This is a genomic window from Hoyosella levis (assembly GCF_026008515.1).
Classification (GTDB): Bacteria; Actinomycetota; Actinomycetes; order Mycobacteriales; family Mycobacteriaceae; genus Lolliginicoccus; species Lolliginicoccus levis.
In genome coordinates, this window is sequence record NZ_BQYM01000010.1 from 134,653 (window position 1) to 152,459 (window position 17,807).

The 17,807-nt window shown below is 66.7% G+C and carries 21 protein-coding genes and 1 pseudogene; 12 read left to right on the forward strand and 10 right to left on the reverse strand.

Annotation, left to right across the window (positions count from 1 at the left end; translation table 11 throughout):
- Window positions 1-30 precede the first annotated feature (30 nt).
- Window positions 31-429 carry an IS200/IS605 family transposase gene (gene tnpA / locus QC765_RS12350; RefSeq protein WP_278314800.1) on the reverse strand — a complete coding sequence of 133 codons (399 nt, stop codon included), beginning with the start codon at window positions 427-429 and terminating at the stop codon, window positions 31-33.
- A gap of 70 nt (window positions 430-499) precedes the next feature.
- On the opposite strand from tnpA, the pseudogene QC765_RS12355 reads away from it, so the two are divergent.
- The 3 genes and pseudogenes from QC765_RS12355 to QC765_RS12365 all read left to right on the forward strand — a co-directional run bounded on the left by QC765_RS12355 (window position 500) and on the right by QC765_RS12365 (window position 1,900).
- Window positions 500-1,471 (forward strand): annotated as a pseudogene (locus QC765_RS12355) (RNA-guided endonuclease InsQ/TnpB family protein).
- Between the two features lie 21 nt (window positions 1,472-1,492).
- Window positions 1,493-1,648, forward strand: coding sequence for a zinc ribbon domain-containing protein (locus QC765_RS12360; protein ID WP_373876746.1), 156 nt, complete (start codon window positions 1,493-1,495; stop codon window positions 1,646-1,648).
- Window positions 1,649-1,738: 90 nt separating this feature from the next.
- On the forward strand, window positions 1,739-1,900 hold the full coding sequence (locus QC765_RS12365; RefSeq protein WP_278314802.1) for a PH domain-containing protein: 162 nt from the start codon (window positions 1,739-1,741) through the stop codon (window positions 1,898-1,900).
- Window positions 1,901-1,972: 72 nt separating this feature from the next.
- Here QC765_RS12365 and QC765_RS12370 read toward each other — a convergent pair whose 3' ends face one another.
- From QC765_RS12370 to QC765_RS12380, 3 genes are all read right to left on the reverse strand, one after another.
- Window positions 1,973-2,443 (reverse strand): hypothetical protein, encoded by a 471-nt coding sequence (locus QC765_RS12370; RefSeq protein WP_278314744.1) that lies wholly within the window; start codon window positions 2,441-2,443, stop codon window positions 1,973-1,975.
- Between the two features lie 132 nt (window positions 2,444-2,575).
- On the reverse strand, window positions 2,576-3,736 hold the full coding sequence (locus tag QC765_RS12375) for an acyltransferase family protein (RefSeq protein WP_278314745.1): 1,161 nt from the start codon (window positions 3,734-3,736) through the stop codon (window positions 2,576-2,578).
- 247 nt (window positions 3,737-3,983) lie between these two features.
- The gene (locus tag QC765_RS12380; protein WP_278314746.1) at window positions 3,984-4,520 is read right to left on the reverse strand and encodes a carboxymuconolactone decarboxylase family protein; all 537 of its coding nucleotides are present in this window, start codon (window positions 4,518-4,520) and stop codon (window positions 3,984-3,986) included.
- A gap of 148 nt (window positions 4,521-4,668) precedes the next feature.
- Here QC765_RS12380 and QC765_RS12385 point away from each other — a divergent pair, with 148 nt between their 5' ends.
- Window positions 4,669-5,304 (forward strand): RNA polymerase sigma factor, encoded by a 636-nt coding sequence (locus QC765_RS12385; protein WP_278314747.1) that lies wholly within the window; start codon window positions 4,669-4,671, stop codon window positions 5,302-5,304.
- Window positions 5,301-5,645, forward strand: coding sequence for a zf-HC2 domain-containing protein (locus QC765_RS12390; RefSeq protein ID WP_278314748.1), 345 nt, complete (start codon window positions 5,301-5,303; stop codon window positions 5,643-5,645). Before QC765_RS12385 ends, QC765_RS12390 begins: the two co-directional genes overlap by 4 nt.
- On the opposite strand, the gene QC765_RS12395 is transcribed toward QC765_RS12390, so the two are convergent.
- Window positions 5,624-6,337, reverse strand: coding sequence for an alpha/beta fold hydrolase (locus QC765_RS12395; RefSeq protein WP_278314749.1), 714 nt, complete (start codon window positions 6,335-6,337; stop codon window positions 5,624-5,626). The two genes, QC765_RS12390 and QC765_RS12395, sit on opposite strands and share 22 nt — an antisense overlap.
- Window positions 6,338-6,360: 23 nt before the next feature.
- On the opposite strand from QC765_RS12395, the gene QC765_RS12400 reads away from it, so the two are divergent.
- Both QC765_RS12400 and QC765_RS12405 read left to right on the forward strand, forming a co-directional pair.
- Entirely contained in the window at window positions 6,361-6,924 is a 564-nt protein-coding gene (locus QC765_RS12400) for an NUDIX hydrolase (RefSeq protein ID WP_278314750.1), read from the forward strand.
- 52 nt (window positions 6,925-6,976) lie between these two features.
- Entirely contained in the window at window positions 6,977-7,258 is a 282-nt protein-coding gene (locus QC765_RS12405; protein WP_278314751.1) for a hypothetical protein, read from the forward strand.
- A 207-nt stretch (window positions 7,259-7,465) separates the two neighbouring features.
- Here QC765_RS12405 and QC765_RS12410 read toward each other — a convergent pair whose 3' ends face one another.
- From QC765_RS12410 to QC765_RS12420, 3 genes are all read right to left on the reverse strand, one after another.
- Window positions 7,466-7,768 (reverse strand): thiamine-binding protein, encoded by a 303-nt coding sequence (locus QC765_RS12410; protein WP_278314752.1) that lies wholly within the window; start codon window positions 7,766-7,768, stop codon window positions 7,466-7,468.
- A gap of 203 nt (window positions 7,769-7,971) precedes the next feature.
- Entirely contained in the window at window positions 7,972-9,099 is a 1,128-nt protein-coding gene (locus QC765_RS12415; protein ID WP_278314753.1) for a fatty acid desaturase family protein, read from the reverse strand.
- A 34-nt stretch (window positions 9,100-9,133) separates the two neighbouring features.
- Complete coding sequence (locus QC765_RS12420) at window positions 9,134-10,177, reverse strand: ferredoxin reductase (protein ID WP_278314754.1); 1,044 nt, start codon at window positions 10,175-10,177, stop codon at window positions 9,134-9,136.
- A 400-nt stretch (window positions 10,178-10,577) separates the two neighbouring features.
- Here QC765_RS12420 and QC765_RS12425 point away from each other — a divergent pair, with 400 nt between their 5' ends.
- The 5 genes from QC765_RS12425 to QC765_RS12445 all read left to right on the forward strand — a co-directional run bounded on the left by QC765_RS12425 (window position 10,578) and on the right by QC765_RS12445 (window position 15,604).
- Window positions 10,578-11,921 carry a hypothetical protein gene (locus QC765_RS12425; protein ID WP_278314755.1) on the forward strand — a complete coding sequence of 448 codons (1,344 nt, stop codon included), beginning with the start codon at window positions 10,578-10,580 and terminating at the stop codon, window positions 11,919-11,921.
- Window positions 11,914-12,996, forward strand: coding sequence for an ATP-grasp domain-containing protein (locus QC765_RS12430; RefSeq protein WP_278314756.1), 1,083 nt, complete (start codon window positions 11,914-11,916; stop codon window positions 12,994-12,996). Before QC765_RS12425 ends, QC765_RS12430 begins: the two co-directional genes overlap by 8 nt.
- Window positions 12,997-13,150: 154 nt before the next feature.
- Window positions 13,151-13,807, forward strand: coding sequence for a YncE family protein (locus QC765_RS12435; RefSeq protein WP_278314757.1), 657 nt, complete (start codon window positions 13,151-13,153; stop codon window positions 13,805-13,807).
- A 1-nt stretch (window position 13,808) separates the two neighbouring features.
- On the forward strand, window positions 13,809-14,444 hold the full coding sequence (locus QC765_RS12440; protein ID WP_278314758.1) for a YncE family protein: 636 nt from the start codon (window positions 13,809-13,811) through the stop codon (window positions 14,442-14,444).
- Window positions 14,445-14,527: 83 nt separating this feature from the next.
- Window positions 14,528-15,604, forward strand: coding sequence for a beta-propeller fold lactonase family protein (locus QC765_RS12445; RefSeq protein WP_278314759.1), 1,077 nt, complete (start codon window positions 14,528-14,530; stop codon window positions 15,602-15,604).
- Window positions 15,605-15,626: 22 nt separating this feature from the next.
- Here QC765_RS12445 and QC765_RS12450 read toward each other — a convergent pair whose 3' ends face one another.
- Both QC765_RS12450 and QC765_RS12455 read right to left on the reverse strand, forming a co-directional pair.
- On the reverse strand, window positions 15,627-16,451 hold the full coding sequence (locus QC765_RS12450) for an SDR family NAD(P)-dependent oxidoreductase (protein ID WP_278314760.1): 825 nt from the start codon (window positions 16,449-16,451) through the stop codon (window positions 15,627-15,629).
- 97 nt (window positions 16,452-16,548) lie between these two features.
- On the reverse strand, window positions 16,549-17,763 hold the full coding sequence (locus tag QC765_RS12455) for an iron-containing alcohol dehydrogenase (RefSeq protein WP_278314761.1): 1,215 nt from the start codon (window positions 17,761-17,763) through the stop codon (window positions 16,549-16,551).
- Between the last annotated feature and the right edge of the window lie 44 nt (window positions 17,764-17,807).

A 17,807-nucleotide genomic window follows, 5' to 3' on the forward strand; every position in this document is an offset into this window, starting at 1 on the left:
AGCGCGCAAGCCCGGTCGTTCACGTCCGGGCTAGCGCATCAACTTCGGCCTACCTGGGGCACGGGGCGGTCGTTGTTGCTGCTCGATGTACTGCCGAACAATGCTGATCGGCGCGCCACCACACGATGCGGCGAAGTAGGACGGCGACCATAGATGCCCGTTCATCGAATGCTGGTCCACCCACTCGCGGTGCTCGTCACGGAGCTTGCGTGCCGACACGCCTTTGCGGCTGTTCACGAGCTTGCTGATCTGGACCGTGGGCGGATACTCGATCAGGACATGCACGTGGTCGTCCTCCCCGTTGAACTCGACCAGCGTCGCATTGAAGCCTGTGCACACCTCCCGCACCGCATCAGCCCATAGGGTGAGCATGTCGCCGGTGAGCACGTTGCGCCGATGCTTGGTCACGAAGACCAAATGCACGTACATCGCGCTCACGACGCCGCCACCACGCCCGTGGTCCGCCGGAACTGTCGTAGCCAACCGCTAGCGTGTGGGTGTGCAGCTCCGGTACAACTACCGCGTCTACCCGACGCCGGGCCAGCGGATCAGGCTGGCGCGGTCGTTCGGGTGCGCTCGGGTGGTGTTCAACGATGCGCTGCGCGCTCGCCAGGACGCCTACGCGGCTGGGGAGAGGATCAGCGACACCGAGGTGCAGCACCGGGTCGTCACCTATGCCAAGCGCACCGAGGAACGCCGGTGGCTGGCCGACGTCGCGTCGGTGGCGCTGGTGCAGGCATGCCAGGACGCGCGCCGCGCCTACCGCAACTGGTTCGACTCGCTGTCGGGCACGCGCAAGGGCCGCAAGCTGGGCACGCCGCGGTTCCGGTCCCGCAAGGACAACCGGCAGGCGATCCGGCTCACCCGCAACGGGTTCAGTATCCGCCCGAACCGCAAGCTGTACGCGGCGAAGATCGGCGAGCTGGACGTCGCGTGGTCGCGGGAACTGCCGTCCGAACCGTCGTCGGTAACGATCGTCAAGGACGCTGCTGGCCGGTACTTCGCGTCGTTCGTTGTCGAGACCGACGACCAAGCCTTGTAGCCGGTCGAGTCGGAGATCGGGATCGATCTCGGTCTAACAACGTTCGCGGTGATGTCGAACGGCAAGGTCATCGACTCCCCGAGGTTTCTTCGGCAAGCCGAGCGCAAGCTCCGCAAGGCGCAACAGAACTTGAGCCGCAAGGCGAAAGGCAGCAAGAACCGGGCCAAAGCGCGTATCCGCGTGGCGAAGGCCCATGCCAGAGTGTCCGACACTCGACGCGATTGGGCGCACAAGCACACCACCCAGATCATCCGCGAGAACCAAGCGGTGTTCGTGGAGGACTTGTGTGTTCGCGGCCTGGCGCGGACGCGGCTGGCGAAGTCGGTGCACGACGCCGGTTGGGGCCAGTTCCTCCGCTTGCTGGAGTACAAGGCCGCCCGGTATGGGCGGGTGCTCGCCAAGGCGGACCGGTTCTACCCGTCGTCCTAGATCTGCTCCGAATGCGGTGCGATCGACGGGCCGAAGCCGCTCTCGGTCCGGCAGTGGCAGTGCAAGGCGTGCGGCACGGTCCACGACCGCGACCTCAACGCCGCGAGGAACATCTACGCCGCAGGGCTTGCGGAGTGGCTAAACGCCTGCGGAGGGACCGTAAGTCCTGCCGCCTAGCGGAAGGCAAGTCCCGTTGAAACAGGAACCCACCGGAGAACCGCAAGGTTCAGCAGGAATCCCGGCCCTTCAGAGCCGGGAGGAAGTCAAATCTCGTTCCGCGCGACGGTGTGGGAGCGGATCATGCGGTACGGGACGCTGACCATCCAGTCGGCGTCCGAGCAGGGCACGATGACGCTCGCGCACGTTCCCGACCCGGAGGGCTTCAAGGCACGGATCTATCGGGCCGCGGACGAGGCGCGCGACTACTAGCTCCAGGCTGCGTGTCGCGGGGCCCGGCTACCTTCCCCGTGGCCGGGCCCCGCTTCATGCCGTCCCGATTGCCTACTGGTTGGCGAGGGCGAGCTCGGCGAGCAGCGTGTCGAGGAGCCCGAGTGGCTCGGAGAGGCTGCCGAATGCCCCTTCGAAGCTGTCCTCGTTGTCTCCGGTCTCGTCAGCGGATTCGCTAATGGTGATCGTCTCGACGACCTCGGCCGGCGTGGTGCCGTCCTCGCAGGCGACAGTGGCGGTGTAGGTGCCAGGCGGGAGCGCGGCGGTGCGCGAGACCCCGTCGCCGTCGATGGTGAGGCTGATGCCCTGGGAGACGATCTGCCCGTTGTCATCGTCGACGGCGAGCTCGCAGGTGAAATCGCCTTCTGTGCTGCTTGCCCCCTCGATCGATGCGACGATCGTGTCGCCGCTGGCTGTGATGGTGACATCACCGGTGACGGCGGCGGACGCGGTGGGGGCCGCGAGCGCGGCGATGCCGAGCATCCCGGCAGCTGCGGCGGTGGTGCGACACGAGATACGAGACATAACAATCTCCTCACTGGTTGACAACAGTCACACCGGCCACTGTAGCCCTATTGGGGGGCATGGACAGCAGAACGCCCCGCATCCCGGCTGGGGATGCGGGGCGCTGATCGCTGGGTCCGCGCGGAGCCAGGGTCAGGCCTTCTTCGCTGTCCCACGGATCGCGGGGTGAAGCTCGAACATGAAGTTCATGCCCAGGCGGACCATCAGCCCGTGCAGGGTAAGCGCGAGCGCCACGACCATCGCGGTCACGATCAGCGGCGCCACCAGCGTCACTGCGGTCAGCGAGGTCACTGCGGAGGCCTTGATGAAGGCGTACACCACGGCCGCGATGAGCATGTCCATCATCACGTACACCGGCAGGGTGCGGGTGCCGATGCTCTGGAAGAGGTTGCCCGCCCGGGTACCCACCAGGGCCGAGGCGACCAGCACTCCGAGCAGCAGCCCGACCGTGGTGACGATCAGCTTGAGCTCGGGCATCGCGAGGACATCGAGCGTCATGATCGGCACGAACACCGCGGTGTAGGCAGCCAGCGCGGCCACCAGGCGCGGCCCGTTGGAGAGGTGGCTGAACCGGACGATGATCGGCTTGGCGTGGATCGCCAGGAGGAAGTACACGAAGTAGGAGCCCAGGTTGCGCCAGCCGAAGCCAAGCTCATCGAAGAAGAAGTGCGAGCCATAGGCGGAGACCGACAGCGCGATCGCGAACCCGAACTGCACCACCAGCGGCAGGCGGTAGATAGCCTTCGCGACGATCGCGAAGAGGGCGAGACCGTAGATGAACCACAGGGCGTTCGACGGCGAGGTGAAGCCGGTGATGACCGAGGTGAGCTTGGCGTAGCCCTTGTGCGATACGTCGTCCGGGAGCAGGTTGTGCACCACGAAGAACATCAGCAGCCACACCGTGTAGAGGTAGAAGAGGTGCGCCACCCGGCTGCGCAGCATCGTCGACCACGTCATCCGCAGCATCCCCTGGGCGAACAGGCCCGACGCGACAAAGAACAGCGGCATGCGGATGGGCTGGAGGAAGGCGTTGATCGAGCTCCAGAATTCAGGGGCGAGATCATTGCGGGTCAGCATGCCGACCGCGTGCAGGAGCACAACGAGGGTGATGGTGAGGCCCTTGGCGAGATCGACCCACTCTACGCGCTGCTTGGCAGGCTTGGCGGGGGTCGGTGTGAGCTGCGCTGCGGCCGGAGCCTCCGGTGCCATGGGCATGTCGAGCAGGTGCTGGCGGTCCGCGGCAGCGATGGCCGAATCAGGTATCGAGCTCTGCGTTGGCGCGGTGGTCAGCACATCAATCTCCCAGGGTGCGGAATGCGTGGATACTGCGCCACCGGCCACGTTGTTCGCGGCATTGCGACGCCTTTACCTTGATAAATAACGGTAAAGTAACGGCAACCTGGGCGATAGATATGTGCAAGCCAGGTCACATGAGTGCTCGATCACAGCACTCCGGCGCGACAGTGGGATCCACCGCCACGCCGGGGTGCTGTGATCGAAACCCGATTGGTGCCCCGGGGCTCGTTCCCGGCCCTCCTGCTCAGGGCTCCACGACAGGGAAGTCGATCTCCGTGCCGAGGGTGTTGTTGACGATGTTCGTCAGCAGGTTGAGCCCCACGTGGCCGAGCACCTCCGCGAGCTCCGCGTCCGAGGCACCTGTTGCGCGGGCTGCCTCGATCTCGTCCGCATCGACCATGCCGCGCTTCTCGTTCGCCGCCCGGGCGAAGGAGAGCAGCGCTGCCGTGCGCGGATCATCCGCCTCGGCCTTGCGCGCCGCCGCGAGCTGCTCCCCGGACAATCCGGCGGCCTTCTCCCCGAGATAGGTGTGCGCCGACAGGCAGTACCCGCAGCCATTGGACTGCGCGATCGTGATGGCCAGCCGCTCCCGCGTGGCCCGAGGCAGCACGCCCTTGTCCAGCGCGCCCGCGAGGCCCGCATAGCCATGCAGCAAGGCTGGGCTATTCACCATCACCCGCGCCAGGTTCGGGATCGCCCCGAACGTTTGCTTCGCCACCCGCAAGGCCTCGGCCTGTTCCTCGGTCGCATCCGCATCGTTGATCAACGGCAGAACACTCATCTCGCACGCTCCTCGCGCTTGCTCGATCGGCTCCCAGCTATGCCGGGGCCGCTTAGCTGATCCCGGCGCGCCATCACGCGCCATGGTGTAGACATACGGGCATGCCCCGGCGTTACACAGCCCGCGCGCGCGGATCGCAGGCATCGCGATGAGCACCGTGGAGGACGACCGCTGGCCCACCGACACCGACCTGCTCGCGGCCCTGCGCGCCGGGGATACCGACGCCTTCACCGCGCTCGTCGATGCTCTCCACGCGCCGCTCGTGCGCCTCGCCCGCGTCTACGTCACGCCCGCGCTCGCCGAGGATGCCGTGCAGGACACCTGGGTCAACGTGATCCGCGGCCTGCACCGGTTCGAAGGGCGGTCCTCGCTGAAGACCTGGATCTACCGGATCATGCTCAACCGCGTTCGCACCCTCGCCACCCGCGAGGGACGCCTGATCCCCTTTGCCACAGCAGGTCCCGAGGTCGACACCCGGCCCTCCGTTGACCCTGACCATCTCGACCACCCCGAGCACGGCGCCCATTACTGGCCCGATGCCCCACCACGCTGGGACCTCCTGCCCGAGCAGCACCTGATGTCCCGCGAGGTCCACGACGTCGTCGCCAAAGCGCTCGCCACACTGCCCGCCAGCCAGCGGGAAGTCGTCGTCATGCGTGACATCGAGGGATGGACCAGCGCCGAGACCTGCGCGTCGCTCGGAATATCCGGCGCCAACCAGCGCGTTCTCCTGCATCGAGGACGTGCCGCGATCCGCACGGCACTGGAGGTGTATCTCTCGTGAACCACCATCCCGGCGACGCCACGGCCGACGAGCCTGATCCGTTCGTCGACAATGCGCTGCGGATCAGCTGCGCCGATGCCATCGAGCTCGTCACCGACTACCTGGACAACTCCCTCGACGACGCTGACCTCCACGCCTTCGAGGAGCACACCAGCCTTTGCGAGGCCTGCCACGTCTACATAGACCAGGTCCGCCGCACCATCCGGATCACTGCGGCCGGGCGCGACGCGAGCGTGGAGGTGCGACCGCGCGACTTCCCCAGCCTGCTCGAGCTGTTCGCGCAGCAGCATCCTCGCACCCGCGATTCCCACGGCGACGATCAGGCGGAATCCGCGCCCTGACGCTCGTCTCCCGCTGCCGCGAGCAGGTGCGCCGCGAGCTTGTCGGGGCAGGCCAGCGCAGGAATGTGCCCCGCGGGCACCACGAGGGGCTCGATCCCTAGCCGTTCCCGGCATACACGCTGCTGGAACGGGAGCGGGAACAAGCGATCATCCCGGCCCACGATCACCACGGTGCGCGCGGCAGGCCACTCCGGACCCGTCCACGCGGTGGTGAACGGCGTTGCCGACTGGTCATAGAGGTGCGCGATGCTTTCCTCGATGAGGCGCGGGTCCACATCGTGGAGGAAAATCTCCACCGGATCAAAAGGCGCATCGGGGTCGCGCCCCTGCTCCACCGCGTACGCCTTCTCGGCTTCCGCCTGCCCCGTCGCGGACCACCATTGCCCGCCCGTCTCGCCCGGCGCGGGAATCATCGGAGACACGAGCACCAGCGTCGCGCCGGGAATCCGCTCGCACGCCAGCACCGCGGTGAACGCGCCCATCGAGTGCCCCACCACGACCACCGGCTCCGCATGCCGCTCGGGCACGCATGCCACCGCGACCCGCGCGTAGTCGTCGAAGCCCGCGGCATCATCCGCGCACGGCAGGTCCGGCGCATGCACCGCATGGCCCGCGGCCTCGAGCAATGGGGTCACCTGGTGCCAGTACCACGAGTCCGAGGCCGCGCCGTGGATCAGCAGGAACGTCGCCATGGTCCTCACGGTAGCGTGACGGTGTGACGCTTTCCGTCGACCGCGCGCTCGAGGCCATCGCCAATAATCGGCCCGTGGCTGTCGATGCGCCCGGCATGCAGGCCGCGACCGCGCTGATCATCACCCGCGAGCAGGATCCGCGCGCCCTGTTCATCCGCCGGGCGCAGCGCGACGGGGACCGCTGGTCCGGGCATGCCGCGCTGCCTGGTGGCAAGGTCTCCCCCGCCGACGTGGACCGGGTCGCCACCGCGCGGCGCGAGGCCCACGAGGAAACCGGCATCACCGGACTCTCCACGATCGGCGCGCTCGATGACATCAAGGGCTGGTTCCGCACCGGGGTCGTCACGCCCGTCGTGTTCACCATCCCCGAGCCGCCGCCGCTCATCCTCGAGGCGAGCGAGGTCGCTGACGCAGACTGGATACCCCTCGAGGTGCTGGCCGACCGTGCCGCCCGCACCCGTCACCCCTACCCCCGCCTCGGCCCGTGGAAAGCCTGGACGGTGCCGTTCGGCGAGACCGGCGACCCACTGATCATCTGGGGGCTGACCTATCGCATCCTGCGACGATTCCTCGAGCTCTGCCAATAGGGCACGTGCGCACCGGTAGTGGGCCCGGGGGAAGGACCGGTACGGTTGAGGCATGGGCCCACACTCCGACACCTCCTGGCAGGACCCCTGGGACAACGACGAGCTCGGCGATGATGCTCCCCGTCGCACCGGTCCCCGCTGGACCACCATCGTCGCCTGGATCGCCATCGCCGCGATGGTGCTCGTGCCCATGATGTCGTTGTTCAACCTATACCGGGCCGTTCCGCTGCTGGTGATCCTGTGCTTCGCCATCCTCGGCGGCATCATCTACCTGGTCAGCACCCGAGGCGGCGAGCTCATCGCGCGCATCAACGACAAGCTCGGCAGGAAATAGCGCTCGGGCGTTCGCGGCCGTGCCGGCTTCGCACCGGAGGCCTCGCTCGATCCGCCTACGAAACGAAACCATTCGGCGGTCGAAGACCCTGATTCCGTTGAGTCCCATAGGCCAATTCGCGGCACGAGCCATTGCCCACGCCGATCGTGAAGCTCTGGCCACGTCACGCGTGACTGAACTTTCACGATCGGCGGCATGCCCCGGCAGCTAGGACTGCTCGAGCCTCGCCTCGACCCGCGCGACCTTGCCCTCGATCTCGCCGTCATGGCCGGGCCTGATATCGGCCTTGAGGACCAGTGAGACGCGCGAGCCATAGTCGCCCACGGCCTCGCAGGCGCGCTTGATCACGGCCATGCACTCGTCCCACTCCCCCTCGATGGTGGTGAACATCGCGTCGGTGTGGTTGGGCAGACCGGATGCGCGCACCACCTTGACCGCGGCAGCGACGGCGTCGGACATCGAATCATCGGGCGCACCGCCGGAAGGGGCGACAGAGAAAGCAATCAGCATGGTTCCACGGTATTCGAGGCGACAGCCCCGTGTGGAGGCCTCGCCGCGGCCGCGCGGCCGTGCACCGGGCCTTAGCCGCTCGCCGCGCCCCGGACACACCAATCAGCCCCGGACACACCAGTGAGCCCCGGTTCCGCGAAGGGAACCGGGGCTCATGCGACTGGCATCATCCAGCTGGGATCAAGCAGCTGTGCCTACCTGGATCAGGCGGCGACGAGCTCGCGATCCGTGGTGCTGGCGAGCTGGGCCTGCGCGGCCTTCGTCTTGCGGCTGTCGGGCAGCGCCAGGCGGAAGATCTTCTTGTAGACCGATCCGAACTGGCCGAGGAACGAGCCCGTGTTGTACGGCAGGCCGTACTTGGCGCAGACTTCCTGGACCTTGGGCGACATCTCGGCGTAGCGGTGCGCCGGGACGTCGGGGAACAGGTGGTGCTCGATCTGGAAGCTCAGGTTGCCGGACATGATGTGCATGAGCCGGCCGCCGTGGAAGTTGGCGGAGCCGAGGATCTGGCGGTAGTACCAGGCGCCCTTCGACTCGTTCTCGGTCTCCTCGATCGAGAACTCCTGCACGTTGGCGGGGAAGTGACCGTTGAAGATCACAGCGGAGGACCAGATGTTGCGGATGAAGTTCGCCGTGACGTTGCCGGCGAAGGTGACGGGGAAGAACGGGCCGGAGAGCGCCGGGAAGATCAGGTAGTCCTTCAGCGCCTGCTTGCGTCCCTTGTCGAGCGCGCGGCCGAAGCTCTCGCGGGCCTCGGCAAAGGACTTCTCGCCACGGATGACCTTCTCGGACTCCGCTTCCTGGAGGGCGGTGCCCCACTGGAAGAAGGACTGCAGCAGGATCGCGAAGACCGGGTTGAGCAGCCAGATCGGGTGCCACGGGGTCTCTTCGGTCATGCGCATGACGCCGTAGCCGCTGGCGTCATGGTCCTTGCCCACGATGTTGGTGTACGTGTGGTGGACGTAGTTGTGCGTGTAGCGCCAGCTGTCCGCCGAGATGGTGTTGTCCCACTCGAAGTTCTTCGAGGTCAGCTCGGGGTCCTGCATCCAGTCGTACTGGCCGTGCATGACGTTGTGGCCGATCTCCATGTTGTCGAGGATCTTGGCCGCGCTCAGCGAGGCGACGCCCGCGAGCCAGAACGGCGGGATGATGCCGGCCCACAGGAAGCCACGGCCCGCGACCTCGAGCTTGCGCTGGACATCGATGATGTTGCGGATGTAGTCGGCGTCGCGCTGGCCGAGGTCAGAGACGACCTCCTGGCGGATCGCGTCGAGATCCTTGCCGAGTGCTTCGATCTGGTCCGTGGTGAGATCTGGATGGGTGGTAATCATGATTATCTCCTTTAGCTGTTGAATCTTGAAGTGATTAGAGGTTGACGCTTACGTCGCCGCAGGGCGCGGTGACACAGATCTGGATGTCCTTGTCCTCTTCGGAGTCGATCTCGCCAGTCATGACGTTGCGAGTCGTTCCGAAGTCCTTGCGCTTGGTGCACGAGAAGCAGATGCCCATCCGGCAGCCGTACTCCGGCGTGAGCCCCGCCTCCTCGGCCTGCTCGAGGATGCTGCGGCCGTTGTTGGTCACCTTCTTGTCCGCGAAGGTGAAGGCGAGATCGCCCTCGACGTCGTCGGAGGGAACGGTGCGGACCGGCGCCGCGAACTGCTCGAGGTGGAGCTGGTCGTCGAGACCATCCTCGGCGTAGATCTTGCGCACCGCGTCCATCAGGGGCAGCGGTCCGCAGAGGAACGTCTCTGCCTCGTGGAAGTACGGCTCCGCGGCGACGAGGTGCTCGCGGTTGAAGTACCCGTGCAGGTCGCCACCGGTCTCTTGCTCGGTGTAGGCCCGGACGATCTTCACCGATGGGTACTGCTCCTTGAGCTCGTCGAGCTCGCGGCGGTAGATGATGTCGTCCTCGGTGAACGCGTAGTGCAGGAATGTGATCTTGCCGTTGTAGGCCTTGTCGCAGAGCGTCCGCAGCATCGACATCACCGGGGTGATGCCGGAGCCACCGCTGATCAGCAGGATACGGCGCGGGTGCGGCAGCGGAACGAAGAACTCGCCCTGAGCCGGCGAGAGGGTCACGATCATCCCGGGCTTGGCGTTGTCACGCAGGTGCCGGGAAACGAGTCCGTTGGGGTCCACCTTGATGGTGAGCTCGATGCGACCGTCGCGGCGGAACTGCGAGTCGGCGGGCGAGTAGCAGCGGGTGCGGCGAATGCCATCGATATCGACCGAGAGGCGCACGAACTGCCCTGCTCGGAAGCCCTTCCAGTTCGCGTTGGGCCGCAGGGTCAGCGTCACGCTGTCCTTGGTCTTGCGGTCGACCGCGATGACCTCGGCCCGGATGTCGGTGAGCGACCACGCGGGGTCGATCATGCTGACATAGCGGTCCACGCTGTGGGGGCTTGCCATGGCTCGGGCGATCGACGATCCCAGAACACGTCGTCCTGGTCGTGATGACGTCACCACACTCATTGCTGTACGCATCTACACTCCTAGGGCTCGTGACGTGTACTGGGCCGGTCGACCCGATGCACTCAGAGTACATGTGTGCACTCAAAAGTCGATGCTTTGAGCGGTGTGTTCCCAGTCACCGCGAGCGAATGACCAGGGAATCGCTGGCAGTCGCAGTGAACGCACGTTCCCTCATGCCGGAGAGCGAGAGCACGGCAGGCCGCTCTCGCGGTAGCGGTCGTCGGCGAAACTACCGGGCGAGCCCAGCAAGCCATGGCATCATTCCCAGGACCCTGGAAAGAGGTTGCCGCCGAACGCTGCGCGGCCGTAATCCTCCCAACGCGCGATCGGAGTGCATGTGCTCAGCAACCTGCTGGCGAGCAAGAAACCCTCCCCCGACGAGATCCAGGCCTTGCAGCGCGCACGGCTAGCCGAGGCGGTCTCGCACGCGCGCGCCCATTCGCCGCTGTTCGCCGAGCTGTACCGGGACCTGCCCGATGCCGTCACCGAGCCGGGATCGCTGCCAGTGACCGGCAAGCCGGGCCTGATGGCCGATTTCGACCGGTGGACGACCGACCGCGAGCTCACCCGCGAGCAGCTCGAGGAGTTCCTGGCCCGTCCCGATCTCGCCGGCACCCGTTTCCGCGACAAGTACCTCGTGACGACAACCTCTGGGACAACCGGCAGGCGCGGGTTGTTCGTCATCTCGCCGGACGAGCTCCGCGCGGTGTCCGGGCCGGCCTATCGCATCAGCACGGCGGGCCTGCTGATGTCACCGGTCCGCACGGCCCGGCTGCTCGCCAAGGGCCTCCGCTCCGCGACGATCATGGTGTCGATCGGCCATTACGCGATGAACTCCATGTGGTCACTAGCGCACGGCACGGGCAGCAAGAGGCACCAGCGGTATTCCTCGCTGCAGCCGCTGCCCGAGCTCGTCGCGCAGCTCAATGCGTTCGATCCGGCGACACTGACGGGGACATCAGGGATCGTGGCGCTGCTCGCTGGGGAGAAGGCAGCGGGTCGGCTGCGCATCTCGCCAGCGATCGTGACGATCTCCGGCGAAGCGCTGTCCGAGGAGGAACGCGCGCTAATCACGAGGGAGTTCGGCGCGCGCCTCATCGACATGTATGCGGCGAACGAGGCGCTGAGACTGAGCACGAGCTGCGCGCACGGCTGGCATCACGTCTTCACCGACTGGGTGATCTTCGAGCCGGTCGAGGAGGATTACTCCCCCACCGCCGTCGGCAGCCAGTCGCATTCGGTGCTGATCAGCGTGCTGTATCGCAGGACGCAGCCGCTGCTGCGGTACGAGCTCGGCGATTCGGTGATGCAACGACCGGATCCGTGCCCCTGCGGCAGCCCGTACCCGGCGTTCAGGGTGCGCGGGCGCAAGACCGATGTATTGCGCAACGGCGACGGGAGCCAGGTCGCGATCGCGCAGTCCCTGCTCCTCGCCCTCACGAAACGGGTCGAGGGAATCCGGAAGCTCCAGCTAGTGCAGGTGGATGAGAGCACGCTGCGGCTCCGGATGCTCCCGGCCGAGGGGACGAGCCTCGAGGAGCTGTGGCCGCGGGTGCGCGACGAGTTCGACAGCCTGCTCGCCGAGCACGACCTGGCCCGGTTCACGGTCACGCGAGCCGACGAACCACCTCAAATGAGCCCAGGAGGCAAGTTCCGGTCGTTCGTGCCGGCCGATGACTGACCCCGACGGCCACACCCTGTTCAACCATGACGCGCAGCACTGCTACAGCGGCATGGACACGGTGCCGGGCTTCGGCTACTACGCATCCCGCGTGCTGGCGCTCAGCTCGCCAGGCGATACCGTCCAGCTCCCCGCAGAGCTTGCCGACGACTACCCCCACGTCATGGAGCACTACAACGCCGTGGGACTCGACTGCGCCCGGAACATCGTGTGGACGCTGGACCCCGCAGCGGTGGCGGAGCTCCCCGGCGCGCGCTATTCCGTGTACCGGTTCCGCTCCGCTCACCACCGGCTGCGCCCGAACGAGCGCCGGCTCGCGGCAACGAACCGCTTTGAGAACAAGAACCGGTTCCTCGAGCTTTGCCGCTATCACGGATTCCCGGTGCCCGAGACCCGGTTCTTCGGCGCGGGGGAACCTCCGCGGCTCGACGGGCTGCCGTTCCCGGTGCTCGTGAAGCAGGCCACCGATGCCGGAGGCGCCAGCATCCGCGCGTGCACCAGCCTCGCCGACGTCCGGGAGGCCGCGGCCATGGCGCCCGCGGAGTACCAGATCCAGGAGTCGCTCACCGCGTCGGCGTTCCTGAACGTGCTGTACCGCGCGGGGCCGGGCGGCGCCGAGCACGTGGCAACGACGACGCAGATCATGCGCGGGTTCCAGCACGCGGGAAACCAGTACCCCGCCCGGACCGACCCGCGGCCAGTCACTGATCCGGTCGCCGACGTGCTTGCCCGCGAAGGCCTCGAGGAGATGCTTGGCATCGACGTTGCCGTGACCGAGCACGGTCTGCGGCTGCTCGAGGTGAACGCGCGATACAACAGCGCCAGCTACCCTGCCGGGATCGCTCGCGTCCTCGGTGCACAACAATGGACTGCCCTGCAGATGCGCACCCGGTTCCGGACAGTCCGGCAGCTCGCCCGCTCCCTCGGCGAGCTGCGGTACGACCCGCGCCACCGGGCGGGAGTGGTGCTGGTCAACTGGGGGCCGGTAATCGTGGGCGAGATCGGGGTGCTGTTGATCAGCGATGACGCGGACCTGACAGGCCTAGGAGCCGAGGTCGCCGCGGCGCTCAGATAGCCGGGCGGTTCCCGAATCGTTACTCAATGAATCTATTGGTTCGCGCGGGGCCTGTGGTTCCACTGTGCCAGAGTTCGAGCACACCCTTCCCGCTGGCTGCCCAAAGCCGCGACATGCCTCCGGCGGGGGCCATGCCACGACACGAGGAACGCCGATGAGCACGATCACCGCCAAGCCCGAAACCACAAGACACTCGCTGCCGCGGATCATGCTCCTCGCGCTGTGCGCCACCCTCGCCGCTGCGCTTCCTGCGGCCGCGGACACTGTTGCCGACACGATCCCAGTGGTCGCCACCCCGCATGGAGTCGCGGTCACCCCGGACGGCACCCGTGCCTACGTCACCAACGGCGGTGATGCATCAGTGTCGGTCATCGACACCTCGACCAATACGGTCGTCGGCGCACCCATCACCGTCGGGACTGTTCCGCAGGGGCTGGCAGTGAGCCCCGACGGCAGCACCGTCTATGTGGCCAACGCCTTCACCGATGTGGTCTCGGTGATCGACACCACTACCAACATCGTCACCGGCACCATCAACGTCGGGAGCATTCCACTCGCGGTGGCGTTCAGCCCGGACGGCAGCACTGCCTACGTCACTGTCACCACCACTGACCAGGTACAGGTGATCGACACCGCCACCAGTACGGTGATCGCCACGATCGGCGTCGGAGACGCCCCAGAGGGAGTCGCGGTCAGCCCCGACGGCAGCACCGTCTACGTCGCCAACAGGGTAGGTGATTCGGTGTCGGTGATCGACACCACTTCCAACACGGTCACCACTACCATCGGCGTCGGTAACCGCCCCCATTGAGGTGGCGGTCACCCCGGACGGGGCAGCTGTCTACGTCACCAACGCGGACGACGACACCGTATCGGTGATCGACACCGCCACCAACACCGTCACGGGCGCCCCGGTCCCGGTTGGCGGCGCACCTCTAGGCGTCGCCATCACCCCCGACGGCTCGCGCGCCTACATCGCCAACAAGGACTCGGCCAACGTCTCGGTGATTGACACCGCCACGAACATGGTGATCGACTCGATCACCGTTGGCGCCGGTCCGCGCGGTGTGGCGCTCACCCCCGACGGCAGCACCGTCTACGTCACCAACGCGTTCGACGACACTGTTTCGGTGATCGCGGTCGAGGTCGCGCCCACGATCACCGGCACTCCTCCGGCTGGTGCCGTCGGCGAGCCGTTTGTCTTCAGCTTCACTGTCACCGGCCAGCCCGCGCCCACCGTCACCACCGTCGACCCGCTCCCCGCCGGAATCACCTTGGCCCCCGACGGCACGCTCACTGGCACCCCCACTGAATCCGGTTCGTTCCCGATCACCGTCACCACCTCCAACGGCGTCGCCCCCGACGCCACGGCCAACGTGACGCTGGCGATCGCACCGGCCGAATGCACCGGCTCGCTCTGCCTGTCCGCCGGATCGTCGGGCAGCTGAGCCATGCCGCGGCGGCGAGGCCCTGGCCCTCGCCGCCGCACACCCCAAGCCCGGCCCCGCGGGCAGACAAGGAAACCAGCACCATGACCACGGCACTCCCCGCCACAGCGCCCTCCCACACCAGCCCTCGCCCGAGGCGTCGCCGCGCCCAGCTCGCCGCCGTGCTCATCGCGCTCATTGGCCTGCTCGCCCCGGTGCTGACCACCACGACAGCCACCGCCGACACCGTCACCGACATCGTCCCCGTCGGTAGCATCCCGGGGCGGGTGGCCATCACCCCTGACGGCGCCCGCGCCTACGTCATCAACTTCGCCGGCGGCACCGTATCGGTGATCGAGACCGCCACCAACACCGTCACTGCCACCATCCCCGTCAGCTTCGGGCTGGCCGGGGTGGCCATCACCCCCGACGGCACTCGCGCCTACATCATCAACCAACTCGACAACACAGTGTCGGTCATCGACACCGGCACCAACACGGTTGTCGGCGCACCCATCCCGGTGGGGCAGGCCCCTCGCGTGGTGGCGATCACTCCCGACGGCTCGACCGCCTACGTCGTCAATACCGTCGACAACACAGTGTCGGTGATCGACACCGAAACAAACACTGTCACCGGGACGATCCCTGTCGGCAATAGCCCAGACGGGATGGCCATCACCCCTGACGGCACCCGCGTCTACGTCACCAACGCCAGTGACGGCACAGCGTCGGTGATCGACACCGCGACAAACACTGTCACCGCCACCGTCGCAGTGGGCACCGCGCCCGGCGGGGTGGCGATCAGCCCCGACGGCACCCGCGCCTACATCGTCAACAGCAACAGCAACGGCACTGTGTCGGTGCTCGATACCGCCACCAACACCGTTGTCGAGACGATCCCGGTGGGCGCCGAGCCACGACGGTTGGCGGTCACCCCCGATGGCACCCGCGTCTACGTCACCAACAACGGCGGCGACATCGTGTCGATCATCGCCACGGCCACCAACACGGTTGTCGAGACCATCCCCGTCGGCACCAACCCGGGAGGGGTGGCGGTCACACCCGATGGCACCCGCGTCTACGTCACCAACGCCGGCGACGACACCGTGTCGGTGATCACCATCGGCCCGGAGCCCTGCACCGGCTCGATCTGCCTGTCTACCGGATCCGCGGGCAGCTAGCCCAGCTCCTCGGTGAGCTCGGTCAGTTGCGCGATGTTGACGAGGCCATCGCGGCCGGGTGCCGGGTGCCGGTTCTCCACATGAGCCAGCTCATCGGGACCGGGAATGCCCTAGCGAACGGCTCGATCGCGGCCCAGCGCCACGGCGTGTGAACGTCACGCCTGCCCTTTTCGAGAGTCCGGATGATGACGTGGGCGACCTGGTCCGGAGTCATCGTGCCGATGAGCTTCTCGATCCCGGGAATACGATCTTCGGCACCGGGGTGGCGATCGAAATACGGGCTTGACACCTTGGCTGGAGTGACAGAGCTGACGCTCACTCCAGTGCCGCGGAGGTCCTGGCGCAACGCGTCAGTGAAGCCGCGCAATGCGTAGCGGCTGGACGCGTAGCCAACCGCGCCCGGCCAGGGGATCGTGGCAGCCGGGGTGTTGATCTGCAGGATGGCGCCAGACCCGCGTTCCACCATCCCTTCGACGAAGGCCCGGGTGACGTAGAACGCGGCGAAGTAGGGCACGGTCATCATCGCGACGGCCTCTTCGGGGTCCGTTTCATCGATGAACAGGAACCTTCCGGCACCTGCGTTGTTGACGATCACATCAGGCACGCCCCAGCGCTCGAGAACCTCGGTGGCCATGGCTCGAACGCCCTGAATCGAGCCGACATCTGCCGGTATCGCATCGGCACGGCCTCCGGCACGCCTGATGCTCGCCGCGACTGCGTCCAGTGGCTCTGGGGTCCGGGCGACGAGGATGACGTGCGCACCCTTTTCCGCGAGGGCGAGTGCTGTCGCCTCCCCGATGCCCGACGATGCTCCGGTAACGAGCGCGAGTTTTCCATCAAATTTCATTGTGGTCTGATTCCTTCTCATTGATGACTGGATGTACTTGTTGGGACTGAATCCCTGGGTCGTGCGGTGCAGTATCGAGCCAGCGCGCCAGGCTCCGTCAGGCCGGTGCCGGGAGCATGTCGCGGACCATCCGCTCGGTCCGCGTCTTGTCCATGTAGACCGGAACCGCGTAGTTCCAGTGGGTTTCGCTCATGGCGCGCTCGACGATCTGCGCGATGTCAGCGTCCTGGAGCTTGTCGACCTGTGTGGGGATGCCGAACTGGACATTCAGTGCGCGGATGTGCGCGATGAACGCATCCGCCAGAGCAGCCTCGTCCGCGCCCTCGAGCCCGCTCGCCCGCGCCAGGTCCGCTAGGCGTGCCTGGCATACCGGTCGATAGAGATCGAGAACACGCGGCAGGATAATGGCGTTCAGGTACCCGTGCGGCAGGTGATACAGGGCGCCGAGATTGTGCGAGATCGCGTGCACCCAGCCGATGCCCGCGGTCGTGATCGCGACGCCGGCCTTGTAGGACGCGATCGCCATGCGCTGGCGCGCCTCGAGATCGGTGCCGTCCCGCAACACCTGGGGAAGGTTCTCCGTGACCAGCCGCGTCGCCTCGAGCGCCTCGGCGTCGGTGGCCGGAGTCGCGTTGCTGGAGAGGTATGCCTCGACCGCGTGGGTCAACGCATCCATGCCGGTCGCCGTGGTTCCCGCTGCTGGCAGTCCTGTCATTAGGGTGGCGTCCAGCGCGGCGGCGAGCGGCACGAGCTTCGGGTCCATGACGACGAATTTCCGGGTTGTTTCCGGGTCCGAGATCACCGCCCCGATCGTCGCTTCCGACCCGGTACCCGCAGTCGTCGGAATCGCGTAGAGCGGCAACGGTGGAACGATCACCCGGAAGAGCCCGCCCATGTGGACGATCTTGAGCGGGTTCCGGGCGCGCGCAGCGACCATCTTGGCGGCGTCGATCGATGAGCCGCCGCCGACCGCCAGTACTGCTTCGCTGCCGTGCTGGCGAAGCATCGCAAGACCGGCCTCGACCTGCTCGATCGTGGGATCAGGCTGGACGCCGGTATACGCGACGACGTCTACGCCGTGCGACTCGAGGCGGTCGATCATGGGTTGGAGCAACCCGATCTGCAGCAGGAACTCATCGCTGACAAGCAGCACCTTGCGGACGCCGGACTTCGCGATGTGGTCGCACAGGTCGAGCGACGACCCCGGTCCGCTGAACAGTTCCGGCTGCCGGAATTTCATGATCTTCGCGCCGACCTTCAGCGCGGACTGAAGCTGCTTGTAGGCAAGTACCTGGATCGAGTACGGAATCATTGAATCTCTCCTGTTGTCGGATGTGTTTCCGGGCAGCCACTGCC